Origin of the sequence: Corynebacterium sp. HMSC14H10, assembly GCF_001807105.1 — a bacterium.
GTDB lineage: Bacteria > Actinomycetota > Actinomycetes > Mycobacteriales > Mycobacteriaceae > Corynebacterium > Corynebacterium jeikeium_D.
Map to the genome: position 1 here is coordinate 1 of NZ_KV787453.1, position 16,026 is coordinate 16,026.

Annotated in this window: 15 protein-coding genes, 1 tRNA gene and 1 pseudogene; 10 read left to right on the top strand and 7 right to left on the bottom strand. The window is 58.6% G+C overall.

Annotated features, from left to right (window positions below):
- The first annotated feature begins 141 nt into the window (after window positions 1–141).
- Together HMPREF3135_RS10805 and HMPREF3135_RS10810 are read left to right on the top strand one after the other, a co-directional pair.
- Entirely contained in the window at window positions 142–492 is a 351-nt protein-coding gene (locus HMPREF3135_RS10805; RefSeq protein WP_035757987.1) for a DMT family transporter, read from the top strand.
- Window positions 489–803 (top strand): DMT family transporter, encoded by a 315-nt coding sequence (locus HMPREF3135_RS10810; protein WP_035757985.1) that lies wholly within the window; start codon window positions 489–491, stop codon window positions 801–803. The genes HMPREF3135_RS10805 and HMPREF3135_RS10810 overlap by 4 nt, the downstream gene beginning before the upstream one ends.
- 3 nt (window positions 804–806) lie before the next feature.
- On the opposite strand, the pseudogene HMPREF3135_RS10815 reads toward HMPREF3135_RS10810, so the two are convergent.
- Window positions 807–1,922 (bottom strand): annotated as a pseudogene (locus tag HMPREF3135_RS10815) (AMP-binding protein); the annotation flags it as partial.
- 122 nt (window positions 1,923–2,044) lie between these two features.
- Between HMPREF3135_RS10815 and HMPREF3135_RS10820 the strand changes: the two are divergent.
- A complete protein-coding gene (locus HMPREF3135_RS10820; RefSeq protein ID WP_070439683.1) occupies window positions 2,045–3,355 on the top strand; it encodes an ISL3 family transposase in 1,311 nt (436 codons plus the stop codon).
- A gap of 123 nt (window positions 3,356–3,478) precedes the next feature.
- Here HMPREF3135_RS10820 and HMPREF3135_RS10825 read toward each other — a convergent pair.
- Window positions 3,479–3,554: transfer RNA gene (locus HMPREF3135_RS10825), tRNA-Thr, on the bottom strand.
- A 359-nt stretch (window positions 3,555–3,913) separates the two neighbouring features.
- Between HMPREF3135_RS10825 and HMPREF3135_RS10830 the strand changes: the two genes are divergently transcribed.
- From HMPREF3135_RS10830 to HMPREF3135_RS10840, 3 genes are all read left to right on the top strand, one after another.
- On the top strand, window positions 3,914–5,542 hold the full coding sequence (locus tag HMPREF3135_RS10830) for a threonine/serine exporter ThrE (RefSeq protein WP_016421439.1): 1,629 nt from the start codon (window positions 3,914–3,916) through the stop codon (window positions 5,540–5,542).
- 277 nt (window positions 5,543–5,819) lie between these two features.
- Entirely contained in the window at window positions 5,820–6,197 is a 378-nt protein-coding gene (locus HMPREF3135_RS11425) for a hypothetical protein (RefSeq protein ID WP_016421440.1), read from the top strand.
- A gap of 14 nt (window positions 6,198–6,211) precedes the next feature.
- Window positions 6,212–6,688, top strand: a complete 477-nt coding sequence (locus tag HMPREF3135_RS10840) for an META domain-containing protein (RefSeq protein WP_016421441.1) — start codon at window positions 6,212–6,214, stop codon at window positions 6,686–6,688.
- Here HMPREF3135_RS10840 and HMPREF3135_RS10845 read toward each other — a convergent pair.
- Both HMPREF3135_RS10845 and HMPREF3135_RS10850 read right to left on the bottom strand, forming a co-directional pair.
- On the bottom strand, window positions 6,670–7,293 hold the full coding sequence (locus HMPREF3135_RS10845; protein WP_016421442.1) for a flavin reductase family protein: 624 nt from the start codon (window positions 7,291–7,293) through the stop codon (window positions 6,670–6,672). The genes HMPREF3135_RS10840 and HMPREF3135_RS10845 overlap by 19 nt on opposite strands.
- Before the next feature lie 103 nt (window positions 7,294–7,396).
- Window positions 7,397–8,503 (bottom strand): LacI family DNA-binding transcriptional regulator, encoded by a 1,107-nt coding sequence (locus HMPREF3135_RS10850; RefSeq protein ID WP_070439686.1) that lies wholly within the window; start codon window positions 8,501–8,503, stop codon window positions 7,397–7,399.
- 317 nt (window positions 8,504–8,820) lie between these two features.
- Between HMPREF3135_RS10850 and HMPREF3135_RS10855 the strand changes: the two genes are divergently transcribed.
- From HMPREF3135_RS10855 to HMPREF3135_RS10865, 3 genes are read left to right on the top strand one after another with little or no spacing between them, the layout of a single operon-like run.
- A complete protein-coding gene (locus HMPREF3135_RS10855) occupies window positions 8,821–9,831 on the top strand; it encodes a metal ABC transporter solute-binding protein, Zn/Mn family (protein WP_016421444.1) in 1,011 nt (336 codons plus the stop codon).
- A 2-nt stretch (window positions 9,832–9,833) separates the two neighbouring features.
- A complete protein-coding gene (locus HMPREF3135_RS10860) occupies window positions 9,834–10,514 on the top strand; it encodes a metal ABC transporter ATP-binding protein (protein ID WP_016421445.1) in 681 nt (226 codons plus the stop codon).
- Window positions 10,514–11,386, top strand: coding sequence for a metal ABC transporter permease (locus HMPREF3135_RS10865; protein WP_016421446.1), 873 nt, complete (start codon window positions 10,514–10,516; stop codon window positions 11,384–11,386). The genes HMPREF3135_RS10860 and HMPREF3135_RS10865 overlap by 1 nt, the downstream gene beginning before the upstream one ends.
- A 554-nt stretch (window positions 11,387–11,940) precedes the next feature.
- On the opposite strand, the gene rlmB is transcribed toward HMPREF3135_RS10865, so the two are convergent.
- The 3 genes from rlmB to HMPREF3135_RS10880 all read right to left on the bottom strand — a co-directional run bounded on the left by rlmB (window position 11,941) and on the right by HMPREF3135_RS10880 (window position 15,042).
- Window positions 11,941–12,885, bottom strand: a complete 945-nt coding sequence (rlmB, locus tag HMPREF3135_RS10870) for a 23S rRNA (guanosine(2251)-2'-O)-methyltransferase RlmB (RefSeq protein WP_070439689.1) — start codon at window positions 12,883–12,885, stop codon at window positions 11,941–11,943.
- Between the two features lie 38 nt (window positions 12,886–12,923).
- Window positions 12,924–14,327 (bottom strand): cysteine--tRNA ligase, encoded by a 1,404-nt coding sequence (gene cysS / locus HMPREF3135_RS10875; protein ID WP_042388940.1) that lies wholly within the window; start codon window positions 14,325–14,327, stop codon window positions 12,924–12,926.
- 139 nt (window positions 14,328–14,466) lie between these two features.
- On the bottom strand, window positions 14,467–15,042 hold the full coding sequence (locus tag HMPREF3135_RS10880; RefSeq protein WP_005510159.1) for a CarD family transcriptional regulator: 576 nt from the start codon (window positions 15,040–15,042) through the stop codon (window positions 14,467–14,469).
- Window positions 15,043–15,196: 154 nt separating this feature from the next.
- Between HMPREF3135_RS10880 and HMPREF3135_RS10885 the strand changes: the two genes are divergently transcribed.
- Window positions 15,197–15,883: a hypothetical protein gene (locus HMPREF3135_RS10885; RefSeq protein WP_016421450.1), complete on the top strand. Its 687-nt coding sequence runs from the start codon at window positions 15,197–15,199 to the stop codon at window positions 15,881–15,883.
- Window positions 15,884–16,026 lie beyond the last annotated feature (143 nt).

Sequence of the window (16,026 nt, forward strand, 5' to 3'; positions counted from 1 at the left end):
CGGAAAAGACACACTTTTCTTTACTTAACCGGCTCTTCGGAATTTTGGGTGTAGATGGGTTTGGTGATCGGGGTGTGTTGAAGTGGTCGGACGCGATTGATAGAGTAAGCCCGGACTCATTACGGAAGTTGGAAATCCCACATGCTCAAAAGCTGGCTGTTACTGATCGGGGCGGTTGTTGCCGAGGCGCTTGGCACCATGTGCCTGCGTGCAGCCGTTGATCAACCGCTCTATGCCATCGGGGTGGTCATCGGATACATCATTGCTTTCACCCTCTTGGGACTCGCCCTGGGAAGAGGTATTCCAATCGGCATTGCCTATGGAATTTGGGCAGCAGCCGGAGTTGCCCTGGTCGCGGTTCTGGGTGCCGTGTTATTCCATGAAACGCTCAGCTTAACGGCGATCATCGGCATTGTCACCATCATGGCCGGCGTCTTCATTGTCCAAACCGGCCAGCGCGATCCAGGCAAAGCTGAGGTGTTGGAATCATGAGCTGGCTGTTTCTGTCCTTTTCGATCGTTTCTGAAATTATCGCTACCCTGAGTCTGCGTGCTTCGGATGGCTTTCGGAAGAAAATCTGGATCCTGCCACTCGTGGTGTTCTACGGGCTCGCTTTCTTTTTCTTAGCGGTTACTATCTCCTACGGCATGCCGGTGGCCATTGCCTACGGCATCTGGTCAGCTATCGGTGTCGCGCTCATCGCAGTGCTGGCGCGGATCATCTGGAAAGAGCCGTTAACCCCGCGCATGATCTTGGGACTGGTGCTGATCATGGCGGGGGTGGTGCTCGTCGAACTGGGGTAAGCGCTATTGGGCCCGAGCGGCGCGAACCTGCTGCTGGATAGTCTCCATGACCGAAGCATCGGCCAAGGTTGTGGTATCACCAATCTCGCGGTCTTCGGCGAGATCTTTGAGCAGACGGCGCATAATCTTACCCGAGCGGGGCTTGGGGAGGTCAGTGACCACGGTGATTGATCGCGGTGTCGCAATCGGTCCGATCGCGGCACGAACATGATCACGCAGGACCCCGACGGCGTCGTCGAGTTGCTGAGCGCTTTCGCGCAGAATCACAAACGCCTCGATCGCCTGCCCGGTGGTTTCATCTTGGGCCCCGACCACAGCGGCCTCAGCAACCATCGCATGGGCGACCAACGCCGATTCAATTTCTGCCGTCGACATCCGGTGCCCGGAAACATTGAGCACATCATCGACCCGGCCCAGGACCCAAATATCGCCGTCCTTATCGAATTTCGCGCCGTCACCGGCAAAATATACGCCAGGGTACTGTGACCAGTAGGTTTTCTGATACCGTTCCTCATCGCCCCACAGGGTGCGCAGCATGCCGGGCCACGGTTCGGTGATCACCAGATAGCCACCGTTGCCGGGTTCTACCGGAACGCCGGCTTCGTCATAGATATCGGCCGTAATGCCGGGCAGGGCGCGCATCGCGGCCCCGGGTTTCGTGGCGGTCACCCCGGGTAGCGGGCTGATCAGAATATGGCCGTTTTCGGTCTGCCACCAGGTGTCCACGATCGGTGCGTTATTGCCCCCGATGTGCTCGCGGTACCACATCCACGCTTCGGGGTTGATCGGTTCACCCACGCTGCCCAACAACCGCAGCGACGACAGGTCATATTCGGCCGGGATATCGCGACCCCAGCGCATGAACGTACGGATACTGGTGGGCGCACAGTACAGAATCGTCACGCCGTATTTCTGCACGATCTCCCACCAGCGCCCCCGATGCGGAGTATCCGGGGTGCCCTCATACAGCACCGAGGTGGTCGCATTGGCCAGCGGCCCGTAGACGATATAGGAGTGCCCGGTGACCCAGCCGATATCGGCGGCCGTCCAGTAGATATCGGTTTCGGGTTTGATATCAAAAACCGCCCAGTGGGTGTAGGAAACCCCCACGAGATATCCGGCTCTTCGGAATTTTGGGTGTAGATGGGTTTGGTGATCGGGGTGTGTTGAAGGCGTAAAAAGAGTCGAGGTCTTCCGAAGATGGAAGTGACGAAACCACACATCTGAAGAAAGACCTCGACATGCACCAGCTTACCTTCTCGCGCCCAGATCTTGATGCCTTTTGCCTGCTGAGCAATTCCGGCGTCACCGTGACCGGTCAACACGTCACCGCCGAGCAAGCCGTGCTGGAATGTCGAGTCGTGGAGGCCGATCAGTTCTGTCGGCATTGCGGTGCTGAAGCCACAGTGCGAGGCAGTGTGGTGCGCAAAGTCACGCATGTGCCGGTGGGTTGGCGGCCCACCCACTTGCATGTGCGGTTACGCCGCTACCGGTGCGATACCTGTGCCCGTGTCTGGCAACAAGACACCACATCCGTGGTGGCTCCGGAGGCCAAACTCTCGCATGCTGCCGCGTTGTGGGCGTTGAAATCGGTAGTCATCGACCGGTTATCCATTGCCCGGGTGGCGGCCAATCTGGGCGTGTCCTGGCATACCGCCAACGACGCGGTGCTGACCACGGGTCGGCGGTTGCTCATTGACGATCCCAACCGGCTCAATGGGGTCAGAGTGTTGGGGGTCGATGAGCACGTGTGGCGCCACACCCGCTGGGGTAACCGGTATGTCACCGTGGTCATCGATTTGACCCCCGTGGCAGACCGCACAGGCCCGGCACGGTTATTGGATATGGTCCCGGGCCGGTCCAAACAAACCTTCATCACCTGGTTAGAAGCGCAAACCAGCGCGTTTCGGGCCGGCATTGAGATCGTGGCCATGGATGGGTTCACCGGGTATAAAACCGCAGCAGCTGAAACCCTGCCTGAGGCCACCACGGTCATGGATCCCTTCCATGTGGTGGCCCTGGCCGGTCAGGCCGTGGATAAGGTTCGACAACGCATCCAACAAGCCACCCTGAGCCGGCGTGGTCGCAACGGGGACCCATTGTATGGGATCCGCAAAGTGCTAAAAACCGGCAAAGAGTATCTGACCGAACAACAACAAGCCCGCCGGGATGCCGTGTTTGCCAACCCGGACCATGCCCCGGTCAAGACCACCTATGACATCTACCAAAAGATTGTCGCCGCCTACCGCAACCCCAACAAGAAGCAAGCCAAAAAACGGTTCCGCAAACTCATTGCTTCCATCAGCCACGGGGTCCCCAACACGCTCAAAGAGCTGCAGACGTTGGGCCGGACGATGAAACGCCGGGCTGATGACATCTTGGCCTACTTCGATCATATCGGCACCAGCAACGGTCCCACCGAAGCCATCAACGGCAGAATCGAACACCTGCGCGGTACCGCCCTAGGCTTCCGCAACCTCACCCACTACATCACCAGAGCACTGCTGGACACCGGCGGATTCCGAACCAAAATACACTCATTTTTACGATGAGCCACTTAACCCCTCTTGGCGCGGGGGTTTTTGCATTGGAGCGACGAAAAAGGACCCAAAAAGGACGCGAGCACCCTTTAAACCAAAGAACCCCAGGCCGGAAAACTTCCTGACCTGGGGTTTTGGAGCCGGAAACGGGACTCGAACCCGTAACCTACTGATTACAAATCAGTTGCGCTACCAATTGCGCCATCCCGGCAACTTTAAAGCGACCTTTTGGCGTTAGCCGTCGCTGGCTCGAAAGAATCAGAGTCAACCTGAGAATCGAACTCAGCTGTGCCGCTGACAGGCGATTGTACAGGTTGGCAAGCAGAAGTTAAAAACGACACCACAGGAAAACTGCAACCGCACTTCTTGAACACTTTTCCACACGCTAAAAGCCCCGCTCAGATAGGCAAATTCACCGCCTCAAAAACGAATTAAGATTCTCGGTCACTGACGGGGTAGTGTGACTATCGCTAAATCACTGGGGCTATGTTTCTGCAACGTCTCCGCATCGCGTCTTTGCAGCATCACTGCAATGCACCCCAGGCAGTATCGGGGAAAGGAAGTGTCGACATGTCATTCGCTGGTGACAGCAATTCCAACGCCGGAGAAAACTCCGCTGCGAAGAATGATCTCTACGACGCTGAAGCCACTGTCTCTTACGACGACACTCCGCAGACCCAGTTTCCTGCAATCGAAGGTCAGTCCACCTTCAAGCAGCGCGTGATTGATTTCGTTTCCGGCCCAACGGCAACTGTCGACCTAGTGCACTCGACTACTACCCCGCTGCCGCTGGCACCGATCGATTATTCCGACCCGAGTCAGGTCACGGCCGTACTCGATCTCGCTGCTCGCATCGGCGGGCTATTGCTGGCATGTGGCTCGGGCAACCGCGATACCGAGCTACAAATTAAGGCCGTGACCTCAGCCTATGGCCTCACCCAAATCCAAGTCGATATCACGTTGACCTCCGTGACGGTCTACCACCTCATCGGCGCGCGCCGTACCCCTATTACCGCGATGCGCGTTGTCACCGCACCAGTGCCCGACTTCGAGCGCTTGCGTCACACCGACCGTGTCATCCGCCGAATTCGCGCGGGCCACCTGAGCTTGGAGGAGGCTATTGAGGCTATCGACAAGGTCGAGCGTGAGCCCGCAAAATACCGCCTCCGCGTCATCTACACTGGCTGGGCATTGCTGGCTTCATCTGTGACAGTGCTGCTCGGCTCGAGTTTCGAGGTCGCCCTTATCGCGGCTGCGGTCACACTGGCCATCGTCATCGTGATTGGTGAACTCGCTGCCCGCGAGTTGCCCACATTCTTTCAGAATGCAGTCGGCGGTCTCATTGCCACGCTCTCCGCTGCTGTGCTCAATGCGGCGCAGGCGTATCTCCCCTTTGAGATGCAGCCATCCAGGCTGATCGCCTCGGGAATTATCGTGATGCTCGCCGGCCTAACCCTCGTGCAAGCACTGCAAGACGGCATCACCGGCGCACCTGTGACTGGCTCCGCGCGCTTCTTCGACACCATGTTGTTGACCGGCGGAATCGTCGCTGGCATCGCAATGGGCATCGAGTTTTCCGGAATGCTGGGCATTCCGCTTCCCGACGTCATCGCGGGTTCTGACCTCAACCTGGCACAGGCGACAGTGAGGGTGATAGCGGGAACTACCGCCTCAATCGCATTTGCGTTGGCCTCGAATGCTGGGTTCACCGCGTTGTCAGTGTCCGGAACGGTCGCTCTGCTGGGGTCGATGACCTACTACTACGTGTTGACTCCACTGGGAGTTCATCCGGTGACCAGCGCAGGCGCGGCAGCAACGCTGATTGGTCTCATCGGTGGCCTGCTGGCACGACGTTGGTCCATCCCGCCGCTGATTACGGCAGTGGCAGGCGTAACCCCGCTGCTTCCGGGTATGACGATCTACCGCGGTATGCACGCACTGCTGCACGACCACCCGACCAAGGGGTTTACGGCGCTAGCCTCAGCGCTAGGCATTGCGACGGCACTAGCTGCGGGTATTGTCCTCGGTGAATGGATGGCGCGCAGGCTCCGTCGCCCTCGCGCACTGCGCGAAGACAGTGGCCTGACCCGTCCAATCCGGGCCGGTATGCGTCGCATCCGTCCTGTGAATCCGCGGAACAAGCCTCGCCGTCCACGCAACTACCGCTTCAAGGGCGGTATGAACCCGCGTGTGGACTAGCCATTCCGCGGGGCAGCCACTGCTCAATCCGCGGGACAGCCGCTGCGTGGACTAGCCGTATCCATGGGAGCATTATCCACACCGCGCGACCTATCAACAACGTGGTAGAATAAGGTTTTTGAATTGTAAGTAGCGCTTAAAGCTGAAACTGCGTCATCACAATCCCATTCCTTCTTCACTGAACTCGGTTGAGCTCAGTGCCGGGAGCATGTGGCGAGATGGCTGGCAGAAGTAGGTGTATGGGGCGCAATTAAGGCCATGCTTGCCAGGAGGATTCGTGCCACCGAAGGTCACAGACACTCGCACTGCTCAGAACGAGGCTCTTCACAAGGTCGAAGAAAAGACCGCTGCTGGCGCACGGCGAATTGTTGCTACCTTCGCCGAGGATTTCTACGATGCCGTCACTCTGATGTGCATGCTCGGAGTGGAGAAGGAAGGCCTGAGCTTCAAGAAGGTTCACGAGGAATACGAGAAGGAAAACGCTCCGAAGACCGCAAAGCGCACACGCAAGTCCACTAAGAAGACTGCGAAGAAGTCGACCAAGAAGGCCGCAAAGAAGACCACTCGTAAGACGGCGAAGAAGGCTGCCAAGAAGGCCGCTAAGAAGACGACGAAGAAGGCTGCTAAGAAGACCACCAAGAAGGCAGCTAACTAACGGGGTCACGCAGCATGGGTCGGAGCGGGAAAAAAGCGGTTGCCGCAGTAGCTGTCGTTGCGGCAGTGTCCATGACGGCTACCGCATGCCAGGCAAAGCCGGCAGCGGAGATCGTCGGCAAGCAATGGCAGATAACCGCGATCTTTGATGACCCAAACCTGCCCCACGGTGTGCCGGACGGAACTCAGGCGCCGACTATTACGTTGGGGCAGACAACATATACCTTCGCTGATTCCTGTGGCAACGGCTCTGGTTCGCTGCAGTGGAAGGGCGAGGCGGTCGAATTCGGTACCCCGGAGCAGACTCGCAGTTTGGACTGCTCAGACCAGGCGCAGACCTATTCGGAGCGTTTCCACAAGATTGTGGCGGGCGAATTCGTCTACACGCAGGACAACAATGGTCTGCGCATGCGAGAGATGAAAGACCCCAAGCCAGGCGAGGATCGCCGTGGCTGGACTGCGACAACTTCGGGTTACACCGAGGGGCGCTGACGCCACTTCTGATCGACAGGCGCATCGGTGCCGGGGTGAGAAACCCGTGCGTAAGAACCGCGGTGGTAAATGAGCGGATTGATTTCTTCACGCTTGCCGATAGCCACAATATCCGCCGTCACAATCCAGTGATCGCCGCCTTCGTAAACATCGACGACGGTGCAATCAATCCACACGGAGCAGCCGTGCAATAAAGGGTTGCCCAGCTCAGAGCGGGTCCACTTCCCCGTCTTGAACTTTTCGCCATTACTGCGGCCGAAGGCTGCCGAGATATCCTCCTGATCCTCGGCCAACACATTGACGGAGAAGCGTCCAGCGTTCCGTATATGCGGCCAGGACCGCGAGGTCTTCATGACAGTAAACAGAACCATCGGTGGAGTGAGACTCAGCGAGGAAAAAGACTGGCAGGCGAAACCGTACGCTTCGCCTTCATCCTCGGTGGCGATAATGGTCACGCCAGTGGTGAACTCACTCATCGCGCCACGGATAGACATTTCATCCAATTCGACGGGGCCGCCAAGTTCGACATGGTCGTCGCGGGTAGCTTCCGGACTATTGAGAGCCGCAGCTGATCGGTCGGTGCTCGAATTTGTTGAATCTGTCATGTAATAGACCTTAATCTGAATCCGAACACAGTAAAGACGAGGTGGGGTTTACCACCCCAAGAGCCCCCGATAGCGCCACGATGTTGTTACCCTCGTCGGCCCGCTACCCGGCTGACGGTGCCGACGGCGCTGCGGTTGTCGATCCAACGACAAACTCAGTCTCCAACAAGACGCGAGGAGCGCGACCGCTGTCCTCGCGTGCGGCCTCAAGCTCCTCGGCCAGCGCGCGGCCGACGGCAATGCCCTTCTGCCTATTCGGCTGAATTACAGTGGTCAGCTTGTGGAAGAGGGCGCGCTCGATTCCGTCAAAGCCTGTGATGGACAGGTCCTCCGGAACACGAATTCCGTTCTCCTTGGCATATTCCAAGACCGCAATTGCCTGAGTATCCGTGGTACAGACCACCGCCGTGAGATCCGGGTTGTCGGTCAGCAGCTGGCGAGCCGCATCGCGGTTATTCTCGCGGTCATTGAGGTGACGCTCGATGATAGGCACATCTGCCTGCTGAATACCGGCCTCGGCAAGCGCTTCCAGCGCACCTTCGACGCGGTTCTTCTGCACCTGGTGATGAGCTTCTGCCAGCCGCTTCTCCGTGACATATCCCGAGTTCGGGGTACGCGACAATCGCACTGACAAGATTCCCACCTTGCGATGTCCCAGTTCAGTCAGGTGTCGCACCGCGGGCTTGATGGCCTCACGGTCATCGATGCCCACAAACGGTAGAGCCACCGCATCTGCAGGCTGGTCGCACACGACCGTCGGCAAGCCACGGGCGCGCACGGCAGCGAGGAACGGGTCGTTGTCCGCGACGGAGTAGACCACGAAACCGTCGACCACCGCTTGCCGAATCAGATTGAGATCTACGTCCCCGCCCTCCTCGGAGGAAGCTGGAATGACCAACATGGAGTCGCCCATTTCGCCGAGCTCCTCTGCGAGGCCGGCGAGAAAATCCACCGACGCAGGGTCTTCAAAAGCGAACGGGAGGTGCTCGGTGAACAGCACGCCGATGGCGCCAACCCGGCGCATGCGCAGACCGCGAGCCATTGGGTCCGGCCCGGGATAGCCAAGCCGCTCCGCAGTTTCCAAGATGTGCTCCCGCAACTTCTCCGAGAGCTGGTCAGGGCGGTTGTACGCGTTGGACACAGTCGTGCGCGAGACCCCAAGTTCTGCAGCGATGGAAGCCAAGGTGCCACGACGACGCCGACTTTGCACGGAATACCGACCCTTCTTGAAAAACCAACAGCGACTGCCCGCTCAGATATCTTCGTCCAGCTACCTCAGGTAGAAAACCTCGATTTTATGGAAAAGAACTACAACGAGCATCACACGCATCTAATCGCGGACAACTTTACCCAACGAATGTGCGCGACTGTCATTTCGGCCACTCCGGCAGAGGCCCGCCTTGTGACTGGGTCTCCGCAGCCCCTACTATGTTCTTTGAACTAAAAGACAACTGTTTTCAATAGCGGTTGATGCTCAGGAGCTGAATAAAAGGAATAATTCAGCCCGCAACAGGATTGGATACATATATGAAGGCACGCTTTTCCACGCGCATCGCGGCGCTAGTCGCCAGCGCCGGCCTCGTCGCAGGTCTCGGCGCATGCTCCAGCAATGATGACAGCGCTACGTCCGCGGGCAAGTCCGAAGACACCATTAAGGTGGTCACCTCCACCAAGGTCTGGGCAGACGTCGCCGACGCAGTCACCGACGACGAGAAGGTCTCCATCGACCCGATTATCGCGTCCAACGACATCGACCCTCACTCCTACGAACCGGCCGCAGCCGACATGGCAAAGGTAGAGGACGCCGATATTCTCGTCGCAGGTGGCGGGCATTACGACGCATGGCTGACCTCCTCTCTGCGTGACGCAAAGGACAAGGTCATCATCTCTGCGCTGCCGCAGGAAGAAGGCCATGACCACGAACATGACCATGATCACGAGGGCCACGACGACCATGATCACGAGGGCCACGAGCACGACCATGAAGGCCACGAGCATGATGGCGAAGGTCACGACGACCACGAAGGCCACGAGCACCACCACCATGACGGCGAAGCCAACGAACACGTCTGGTACGACACCGATGCGGTTGAAGAAACTGCAGAGCAGCTCGCCGAAGCTCTGACCAAGCTGGGCGCCAAGGCCGACACCAAGGCCGTCGATAAGGAAATCAAGGACATCGAAGAGGCCAAGAGCAAGCTCAAGGCCGCTAAGGTTGCTCAGGTTCACCCGCTGGCCGATGACATCCTGAAGGACACGAAGGTCGAGGACATCACCCCGAAGGGCTACCGTCAGTCCACACTGAATGAGTCCGAGCCGTCGGCAAGCGATGTCAATGAAATGCTGAAGCTGATTGAGTCCGGCGAGTTGGACTACCTCATCGACGCACCGCAGACCCACGACCAGGTCTCGCAGCGACTCGTCGAGGCTGCCAAGGCAAAGGGCGTTAAAATCGTCGATGTTTTTGAGTCGCCGAGCGCTGACCAGTCGTTCTTTGACCTCTACAAGAAAACCCTTTCCGATATGGAGTCCGCATAACTTTGCCCTCACTGACTTTTACTGACGCAGCCGTCGAGCCGCTGTGGTCCGGTCTCAATTTGAATATCGAGCCCGGCGAGTTCTTGGCCATCCTGGGCCCCAATGGCGTCGGCAAATCCACGCTGCTGACCGCTGCCCTTGGCATGCGCCAGCTGACTCACGGTTCAGTAAAAGTCGACGGGAACCTCGGCTACATTCCACAGCAGCGGATGTTCGAGCCCTCACTGCCCATTCGGGTTCGCGACCTCGTCGAGTTGGCGGCCGGCAAGAACCGCTCCGCCACCGACGAAATGCTGGACTTTGTCGGCGCGGGCGGTATTGCAGGCCGTCGCGTCGGCACGCTCTCTGGCGGTCAGCAGCAGCTTGTCCGTCAGGCGCAGGCGCTCGTTTCGGCACCAGATTTTTTGCTTTGCGACGAGCCTCTGCTCTCCCTCGACCCTGCGGCGCAACGGACCACGGTCGAGCGCCTGGACCGGCATCGGAGGGAAAACGACACGGCAGTCGTCTTTGTCACCCACGACATCAACCCCATCCTGGGCGTCTGTGACCGGGTGCTCTACCTGACGCCGCACGGACATGCGGTCGGGTCAGTCGAGGAAATTATCACTTCAGAGACGCTCTCGGAGCTCTACCAAACCAACATTGCGGTTGCCCGTGTCGAGGGAAAGCTGGTTATCGTCTAATGACCCTACTGACTCAGTATTTCTCCGACACCGCTGCTCTGCTCCAAGTCGGGTTCGTCCACAATGCTCTCATCGCGGCAGCTCTACTCGGGCTAATCTCCGGCATCATTTCGCCCCTGATCGTCATGCGACAGATGAGTTTCACGGTCCACGGCACCAGCGAGCTGGCACTCATGGGCGCATCCGCGGCTCTATTACTGGGTGTCAGTGTCAGCAGCGGTGCCATTATCGGTTCGGTGCTCATCGCAATAGTCCTGGCGGCACTGTCGCTTCGAGGGCGCCAAGATGCGGTCGTGGGCGTGGTCTTGAGCTTCGGCATGGGCTTATCGGTGCTGTTTATCCACCTCTACCCCGGCCGGACAAGTACCGCGTTTTCACTTCTCACCGGCCAAATCATTGGTCTGACTGACACTTCTCTATGGACGATGGCCATCGTCGCGGTCATCGTCGTCGGCGGCGTTACCTGGAAATGGCGCCCGCTGCTATTCGCCTCCGCCGACCCCATCATGGCCGCCGCCTGTGGTGTCAACGTGAAGGCGCTATCGATTTACTTCGCGATTCTCACCGGTCTCGTCGCCGCCCAGGGCGTACAGATTGTCGGCTCTCTGCTCGTCATCGCCCTCATCATCACCCCTGGTGCTGCGGCCGCATTCGTCACCGCCTCTCCTGTAAAGGCCATCATCCTGTCGACCATCTTCGCCGAGGTCGCGGCCGTCGGCGGCATTGTTCTCTCACTCGCACCGGGCATCCCGGTCAGCGTTCTAGTGACGACAATCGCATTTGTCATCTACCTGATCTGCTACGCCATCGGAACGGTGCAATCGCGCAAGGCAACGCGTGACGACGTCCAGGCTGCCAAGTGGAGCAAATAGACACATACGCTTTTCGGAGTGGCTTTTAAAACAACAAAAACATCGGGCAGCCCCTCGAGTGACGATTGCGGAGAAGGTGCGCACCTTCCCTCTCGCCACCGAGGGGCTGCCCGTATTTTTGCTGGATTCTCTAAAAGCAGACTCCAATACCCCCAGCTCTTTTTAAGACTGCGAGACTGCCGAAATGGGTTGCCCCGGCAGACAGAAAAACTAACGCTGAGGATGTCGTGGTCTGACATCTCAGTGACCCAAAGCTAGCTGTACAAGCCACCGCTAGGTCCGTGCGCTTCCCTAAACTACGGCCAATTACGCCCCCATTTCTAGGAGCATGATATGCCCGCCCTCCCCTTCAGGAAACTACGGATAATTTTCTGTTGGAAGTGATAATAACGCCGTCATTTCTGCAGCGCACGCCGGAAATAGAATTATCTTTAAAGCGCTGAACTACTGGGGGTAGCCATAAGTACCGGCCGCCATTTAGAACGCAAAATACCCCACGTAAACGCCATTACTATAACGAATTGATAATGGCGCCTACGGGGGTATCAAATGCGCTACTGACTGCTCTTAGCCCGGCGCTGGCGGGCAAACTCACTCAGAGTCACACCGGCAGCAACGGAAGCATTGAGAGACTCAACCCAGCCAGTCATCGGAATGGACATGATGGTGTCACAGGTATCGCGCACCAGGCGCGAAAGCCCCTTGCCCTCAGAGCCGACGACCACAACCACCGGGGTGGTGCCGTCGTAAGTGTCCAGAGTGTGATCGCCACCGGCATCCAGTCCAACGACCTGATAACCAGCCTTCTGGAACTGCTTGAGCGAGCGCACCATGTTGGTCGCCCGCGCAACCGGCAGACGCGCAGCAGTACCAGCAGAGGTACGCCAGGCGACGCCCGTAATGGCAGCCGAGCGACGCTCCGGAATCACCACACCGTGACCGCCAAAGGCCGCCACCGAGCGAATGACCGCGCCCAGATTACGGGGGTCGGTGATGTTATCCAGGCAGACGATAAGGCCCGGCTCCCCGGTCTTGGCCACCGAATCAATCAGATCTTCGACAGATGCGTACTTGTACGGCGGAATCTGCAGGCCGATACCCTGGTGCATAGTGTTGCCGGTCATGGTGTCCAACTCGTGGCGGGGTACCTCGCGAATCGGGATACCACGGGAGTTAGCAATACGCACTGCCTCCTGCAGGCGCTCGTCATTGTCGGTACCCAGCGCCACAATCAGCGCTGCCGCTGGCACCTTTGCATGCAGGCACTCCACGACCGGGTTACGGCCAACTACCAGCTCGGTGCCATCCCCCTTGCGCTCATGACGCCCCGAGTCACGGCGGCGCTTCTCTTTCGCCCGCTTATGAGCTGCGTGATAAACGCGGTCCTCTGCTTTCGGGGTCGGCCCCTTGCCACGCAAGCCACGCTTTTGGCCACCGGAGCCGCCAACGTTCTTCTTGCTTGCCTTGCGCACCGCACCACGACGACCGTTGCCTGCCATAGCTACCTGCTTCCTGTTGTTAATAGTTTTCTTTAGCTTTAGTCAGCGACAGACCATGCTGGACCATCCGCGGTATCAGTTACCTCGATACCCGCTTCCTTCAGACGGTCGCGCACAGCATCAGCCGTAGCCCAGTCCTTCTCGGCACGAGCCCGGGTGCGCTCCTCCAACTGGTGCTCAACCAGCACACCGAGCGCATGCATTGCTGCATCAGAACCAGAATCGGAGGTTGCCCACTGCTCATTCAGCGGATCGAATCCAAGGACTGCGGCCATAGCGCGGACAGCACCGGCAATCTCCTTGGCCTTGGTCTCGTCGCCGTCGGCAAGCGCCTGATTGCCCCCACGGACAGCGTTGTGGATTTCCGCGAGCGCGCGTGGGACGGCGAGGTCGTCGTCGAGCGCTGCTTCGAACGCCGGCGTCCACTCACCGATTTCGATATCGCCGAGCTTATCGACGGCACGGTGCATAAACGCCTCGATACGACGGTAGCCCGCTGCCGCTTCCTGCAGAGCCTCCTCGGAGTACTCCAGCACGGAGCGGTAGTGCGCACTACCGAGGTAGTAACGCAGCTCAACCGGACGAACCATGGTCAGGATATGCGGCACGGACAACACGTTGCCGAGCGACTTCGACATCTTTTCGCCGGCCATTGTGACCCAGTGATTGTGCATCCAGTAGCGAGCAAAGCCGTCGCCGGCTGCGTGCGACTGCGCAATCTCGTTTTCATGATGCGGGAACTGCAGGTCGAGGCCGCCACAGTGGATGTCGAACTCCGAGCCCAAGTAGTAGGTGGCCATGGCGGAGCACTCCAGGTGCCAGCCCGGCCGGCCATTGCCCCACGGCGTCGGCCACGAGGGCTCGCCCGGCTTGGCAGCCTTCCACAGTGCGAAATCGTGCGCACCGCGCTTGCCCGGAGTATTGGTCTCGCCCTGCTCCATCTCGTCGACGCGGTTGCCGGACAGGCTGCCGTAGTCGCTGCCTTCAGCCTTGGACCAGGCATCCACGTCGAAATAGACGCTGCCATCGACGGCGTAGGCGAAGCCGTTATCCATCAGACGCTGCATGTACTCCACCATCTGAGTGACATGCCCGGTAGCACGCGGCTCAACGCTCGGCGGGAGAACACCGAGCTGGTTGTAAGCCCAGGTAAATTCACGTTCAAAGCGGGAGACCCATTCCCACCAAGGGCGGCCGTGCTCGGCGGCCTTGTTCAAAATCTTGTCATCGATATCGGTAACGTTGCGCACAAAGGCGACGTCATACCCCTTGGCGATCAGCCAACGGCGCAAGATATCAAAGGCCACGCCGGAGCGAACATGGCCAATGTGCGGCTGAGCCTGCGGGGTCGCACCGCACAGGTAAATGGAGGCATGCCCCTCGCGGAGAGGCTCAAAATCCTTCAGTTGGCGGGTTGCGGTATCGAAGATTTGAAAAGTCACAGCCCCGAGCATAGCGGGGAAATAGATACGGGTGAAAAAGAGAAAACGGCTAGCGCACACGGGCAATGTGTGTGCGCTAGCCGTTAACCGGAAAAGTTCAGAAAATCCCTACTGGAAGGAACCGGGGAAGGGAAACGACTTATGCGTCTGCGTCCAGATCCACCGGCTTATCGTCGGCCTCGTCCTTCTTCTCACCGGCGGCACCTTCCTGTGCCAGGGCGCGGTGACGCTCGATAGTTGCATCGACGCGGGCAAAAACTTCCTCGACCTTGGCCTCATCAACGCCGTCGGCAAGCGCGAGCTCACCGACGAGAACCTGGCGAGCCTTGCTCAACATACGCTTTTCGCCAGCGGACAGACCGCGATCCTGATCACGACGCCACAGGTCACGAACTACCTCAGCGACCTTGTTAATGTCGCCCGAACCCAAGCGCTCCTGGTTGGCCTTGTAGCGACGGGACCAGTTGCCGGCCTCTTCCACGTCGGTCTCACGCAGAACGGAGAAAACCTTCAGCAGCCCCTCTTCACCGACAACGTCGCGGACACCGACCAGCTCGGCATTCTTGGCGGGCACCTGGATATTCAGATCACTCTGCAGAATCTGCAGTACGAGGTACTGAACGGTCTCACCGTTAAGCTCTCGTTCAATGATGTTTTCGATTTTCGCAGCTCCGTGGTGCGGATAAACTACGGTATCGCCAATGCTGAATTCCATGTAATGCACACGCCCTTTCCAACGGCCTTCCACCCTATCATGTCCCCCCATGATTTTACGGGTAGTATGAGAACATCTTAGGAAGACACTAAGGTGTTCTTTAAATACTGAAAATCCTATCGCCCATCCTCAAGCTACTGGAGGAAATCTAGTCATGGCCTTCAAGTCCGTACTTCGCCGCAGCGCTCTCATCACCGTCTCCGCAGCATCCGCAGTTGCACTTGCTGCTTGTGGCGCCGGTCAGATTTCGCAGACCGCAAATCAGCACCCGGCTGTCGACGGTGCGATGAACGGCGGCGAAGATGCTGCCGGCAAGGGTGCTGAGAACACCAACTCGGCTCTTGGCTTCGTCAACATCCGCGACGCTCATATCCTGGTTGACCCGGAGGCTGGTACCGCTGGTCTGAAGTTCTCCGCCAGCAACCAGCAGCGCGCTACCGAGTCGGTCTACAAGCTGAAGTCCGTCACCGTTGAAGGTATCGGCGAGGTTGAGCTGAAGAAGGTCGCTGAGACACCTTCCTTCGCTAAGGCTGCAAAGGGCGAGGACTCCCTGCCGCGTGAGTGCCAGATTGTTGCCGGCCCGAAGTCCGTCATCGATCCGCTGGCTAAGACCGCCAAGGACAACACCGGCTGCATCGCGTACTACACCAATGAGCTGGACCCGAGCACCCTGGTTGGCGACAAGAGCAGCGCTGCTGGCCAGAACCGCGAGGCCACCTTCGAGTTCACCGACCCGCAGGGCCAGACCAACACCTACGACCTGGACATCACCATCTCCGCTGACATTCTGGAAGCTGGCGCACCGAACCGCGGTGCTGACGGCATGATTGAATCCAAGTAATCGCAGCACAGTGGTGTTCCTGCGCTGTTCGCGCGCAGCGCACTTTTAGGCGCTGGTACAGCGCAGTCCTGTCCCGCAAATAACGCGAGGCGCTTCATCGAGCGGGCATGGGCGATTGGTCGCTTGATACGGGTCACGGCAGT